The organism is Nocardiopsis sp. TNDT3 (assembly GCF_003427465.1).
Lineage (GTDB): Bacteria > Actinomycetota > Actinomycetes > Streptosporangiales > Streptosporangiaceae > Nocardiopsis > Nocardiopsis dassonvillei.
On sequence record NZ_QPFC01000373.1, the window covers coordinates 1 to 3,873 of the forward strand.

Here is a 3,873-nt window from a genome sequence, read left to right on the forward strand (position 1 = left end):
CTGCGCTGCTCGCCTCGTCCGTGCGCCGGGCGCGCTACGGAAGAACAACCGGGCGACGGCACGGCTGACGTGCGACTCTGAAGGGGTCGGGGTCCTTCGGGGCACACCCGGACCCGCCCGGCGCACGGACGAGGCGAGCAGCGCAGGACCACCAGGAAGAGGAGCGGATGGACGAGCACGCCGCGATACCCCGGGGCCCCCGCGGGGCGGAGGCGGAGCCTCCGGTTCCGCCGGCCCAGCGGCTCACGGAGCTGCTCCGCCAAGTGGCCCGGGGTGAGGAGAGCGCGTTCGGCGAGGTGTACGACCTGGTCATCCCGTCGGTGTACGGGCTCGTCCGCCGTGTGCTGCGCGACCCCGCCCAGTCCGAGGAGGTCGCCCAGGAGGTGATGGTGGAGGTGTGGCGCACCGCCTGCCGTTACGACGAGCGGCGCGGCAGCCCCCAGGCGTGGGTGATGACGCTCGCGCACCGCCGGGCGGTGGACCGGGTGCGCTCCGAGCAGGCCGCCACCGACCGGGAGGCCAGGGTGGCGGCGGCGAGCACTCAGCGCCCCTACGACGAGGTGGCCGAGGAGGCCACGAACCGTCTGGAGCGCGAGCGGGTGCGCCGCTGTCTGGAGACCCTGACCGAACTCCAGGGCCAGTCCGTACGTCTGGCCTACTACGGCGGATACACCTATCGTGAGGTGGCCCGCCTGCTTTCGACGCCGTTGGGCACCGTGAAGACGCGGATGCGCGACGGCCTGATCCGGCTGCGGGACTGCTTGGGGGTGGAGTGGTGAGGAGGACACTGGGCCAGGATCCGCACATCCTCTCGGGCGCCTACGCCCTGGGCGCCCTGTCGCCGAGCGAGAGCGTGCGGTTCGAGGACCACCTGGCCGAATGCGACTCCTGTGTACAGGAGACGCGCGGTTTCACCGAGACCGTCGCCCTCCTGGGCACCGCGGCCGCCGGTACGCCGCCCGCCGAACTGCGCGAGCGCGTACTGGAGGAGGTCGCGCGCACCCGCCAGCTCGCCCCCGCTCCCGAACGCCTGCCGGTGCCGCGTCCGGGGCGCTGGACCCGGGGCCTGGGACTGGTGCTGGCCGCCTGCCTGGCCGTCATGGTCGCGCTGGGCGCGGTCGTCATCGACCAGGTGCGCCAGGTGCGGGACCTGCGGGAGAACGAACGGCAGATCGCGGCGGTGCTCTCCGACCCCGACGCCGACCACACCACGGCCCAGCCCATGGAGGGCGTGTCCGTGACGGTGGTGCACTCCGAGAGCAGCGGACGGCTGGTGTTCAGCGCCCACGGACTGGAGCGGCTGGAGGACGAGGACTACCAGCTCTGGCTGACCCGTGACGACGGCAGCGTCTACTCGGCCGGGGTGCTCTCCGTGGACGAGTCGGGCTTCGTGCTCCCGGTCCTGGCCGCGCCGCAGGACGAGGCGACCGGGGGCGTGGCCGTCACCGTCGAGCCCGAGGGCGGCTCCGAACAGCCCACCTCCGATCCGCTCATGGCGATGCCCTTCGAGGGCTGAGGGCCGGTCGCCGTTCGGCTCCCGGCCGGGCGGCGACCGGTTCTCCTTCGGTCATCGGATGACCGGTGACCGGCCCCTCATCCCCCGGGCGGCGGTCCGGGCACCCGACCGGCCGTGGCCTGACCGCTCGGCCCCTTCGGGGGGCGGGGCCGCGGTCAGGCCACGGCCACCTCCTCGGGCCGGGGCAGGTCGCGCATGACCGGGGAGAGGCTGAACAGGGCGGCGAGCGCCGAGACCAGCGCCATCGTCAGGAACACCCAGGCGGGTCCGGCGTGGTCGAAGATCACCCCGATGCCGAGGATGCCCACCGGCTGCGACACCAGCGCCATGAACGTGACGGCGCCCAGGACGCGGCCCTGGTAGCGGTCGCTGACCGACACCGCGACGTAACCGTGGAACACGGCGTTCACGCAGGGCACGATGGCGAACACGCAGCCCACCAGCGCCCCGAGGAACATCACGTTGGGTGCGAACAGCAGCCCCAGAGCGCACACCGGGGCGGCCCAGGCCGCGACCAGGAAGATGGCCGAGGGCCGCACCCGCCTGACGACCGCCCCGGCGCAGAGCGCGCCGAGCAGGCCGCCGGACCCGGCCAGGGAGACGGTCATCCCGGTCTGGAGGTGGCTGGCGCCCTGGCTCTGGGCGGTGGCGATGAGGGCCAGGAAGGCGCCCGTCTGGGTGTAGGTGAGGTTGAACCCGACGATCCACAAGATCATCGGCCGCAGGATCGGGTGCCTGGCCAGCACGGTGAACCCGCTGACCGCCTCGCGCAGGGTCCACGGTCCGCGCGCGCCGGTCGGGTGGGCCTGCATGGGGCGGCGGATGAGCAGCACCAGGGCCGCCGACACCAGGTAGGCGAGGGCCTCGGCGGCGAAGGGGAAGGCCCGGCCCACGCCGAACAGGGTTCCGGCGAAGGGTCCGCCGAGGGCGGTGGTGCTGAAGAGGCGGATCTGGTTCTGGGCGGAGGCCTCGGCCGTCTGTGAGGCCGGAACCAGCTGCTTGACGGAGGCCATCGCGACGGGGTTGGAGACGCCCATCAGCGCTGCGGAGCCGACCGCGACGCCCACGATGACGGTGAACGTGACGTTCCCGGTGAGCAGGAGGACGGTGAAGAGGGAGAGCAGCGTAAGCCGTCCGAGGTCGCAGCACAGCAGCACCGTGCGGCGGTTGGTCCGGTCGGCGAGCGAACCGCCGAGGACGGCGGTGACCATGGCCGTGGTGACCTGGGCCGCTCCGATGACGCCCGCCTGCGCCGCCGATTCCGCGAGGAGGAGGGCGAGGAGGGGGTAGGCGATCTCGCCGCTCTCCTTGCCCAGTCCCGCGAGGAACCGGCTGGTCCAGAGCACCTGGAAGTCGCGGTTGCGGGTGAGGGGGACGAGCTGTTCCGCGCTGTGGACCGGCGGGGTCCGGCCGGGTGACCGGGACGGGCGTTCCTGTTCCGCCGTCATCGCGATCGTCTGCCCCGTCCGCGGGCCCGCGCGGCGGGCCTGTCGGAGGGTGTGGTTCTCATTCCGTAATTATGCGCGCATTGCCCGCATTAGTGAGCTTTGTTGGTTCTGTACTCCGCACGGTGGAGAACACCTGGAAAATCCACTCCGGGAGTGGTGTAGACCCCGCGTCACGCAAGGGTGTTTTGGGGCGCGTGTGGCTGATCTCCCGGCTTCTCGTATGCCCTGAACAGGGGAAACGTGGATCCCTTGTCAGTTCGATCCGGGATGAGCCGGTGCGTGGCAGGAGTGGGACGTGGAACGCGTCGGGTTCTGCGTGAAAGGTGAGTTGACTGGGGTGAACGGGAGCGGGGAACGGCTGCCAGCGACGACGGCGGGGAGGGGCGCGGAAGGCTGTCGCGGTGCACATGGAGGAGGTGGCCGAATTCGGCCAGGGGGCTTTGGGCCGGGGGATTCCGGCCAGGGCGGCTTCGGGGTCCGCTCGGCCGGACGAGGTCTGCGTGACGTCCGGCCGTGCGGGGGCTCGCGGGGGCACCCGGACTCAGACCGTCTGTGGTCTGGTCGCCTTGCCGTCGAGCCAGAGCTCGGTGGAGGCGTCCCGATGGGTACCGGTGGTGCCCACGTGCTTGGCGCTGATCCGCGGGCCCTTCTTGATGACGTGGACCAGGGCCATCGCGTGGCCGCGCCCCAGACCGTAGTCCTCGGCCAGCCACTGGACGATGGCGCCCGCCTTGACCGAAGGGTCGTCGTAGCCCTTCTCCCTGGCGCGGTCGACCAGCGTGCGCGGGGTCAGACCGGTCTTGTCCTCGACGGCATCCAGATAAGCCTGGAACGACATGGGGGCCTCCTCGACTGGACAGGTCCCGATACTCACACGCGCCTGCGACATTCCGGCGGCAGCGGCACCGG

4 protein-coding genes are annotated in these 3,873 nt (G+C 71.8%); 2 read left to right on the forward strand and 2 right to left on the reverse strand.

Annotated features, from left to right (window positions below):
- The first annotated feature begins 167 nt into the window (after window positions 1–167).
- Together DQW06_RS09890 and DQW06_RS09895 are read left to right on the forward strand one after the other, a co-directional pair.
- The gene (locus tag DQW06_RS09890) at window positions 168–779 is read left to right on the forward strand and encodes a sigma-70 family RNA polymerase sigma factor (RefSeq protein WP_013156349.1); all 612 of its coding nucleotides are present in this window, start codon (window positions 168–170) and stop codon (window positions 777–779) included.
- On the forward strand, window positions 776–1,516 hold the full coding sequence (locus tag DQW06_RS09895; protein ID WP_013156348.1) for an anti-sigma factor domain-containing protein: 741 nt from the start codon (window positions 776–778) through the stop codon (window positions 1,514–1,516). Before DQW06_RS09890 ends, DQW06_RS09895 begins: the two co-directional genes overlap by 4 nt.
- Window positions 1,517–1,671: 155 nt before the next feature.
- Here DQW06_RS09895 and DQW06_RS09900 read toward each other — a convergent pair whose 3' ends face one another.
- Window positions 1,672–2,964, reverse strand: a complete 1,293-nt coding sequence (locus DQW06_RS09900; protein ID WP_013156347.1) for an MFS transporter — start codon at window positions 2,962–2,964, stop codon at window positions 1,672–1,674.
- A gap of 541 nt (window positions 2,965–3,505) precedes the next feature.
- Entirely contained in the window at window positions 3,506–3,802 is a 297-nt protein-coding gene (locus DQW06_RS09905; protein WP_013156346.1) for a DUF4287 domain-containing protein, read from the reverse strand.
- Window positions 3,803–3,873: the final 71 nt, after the last annotated feature.

Excerpts from the sequence above, each read along its gene's own strand:
- DQW06_RS09905 (WP_013156346.1), bottom strand. The coding sequence starts at position 3,802 with ATGTCGTTCCAGGCTTATCTGGATGCCGTCGAGGACAAGACCGGTCTG.
- DQW06_RS09890 (WP_013156349.1), top strand. The coding sequence starts at position 168 with ATGGACGAGCACGCCGCGATACCCCGGGGCCCCCGCGGGGCGGAGGCG.
- DQW06_RS09900 (WP_013156347.1), bottom strand. The coding sequence starts at position 2,964 with ATGACGGCGGAACAGGAACGCCCGTCCCGGTCACCCGGCCGGACCCCG.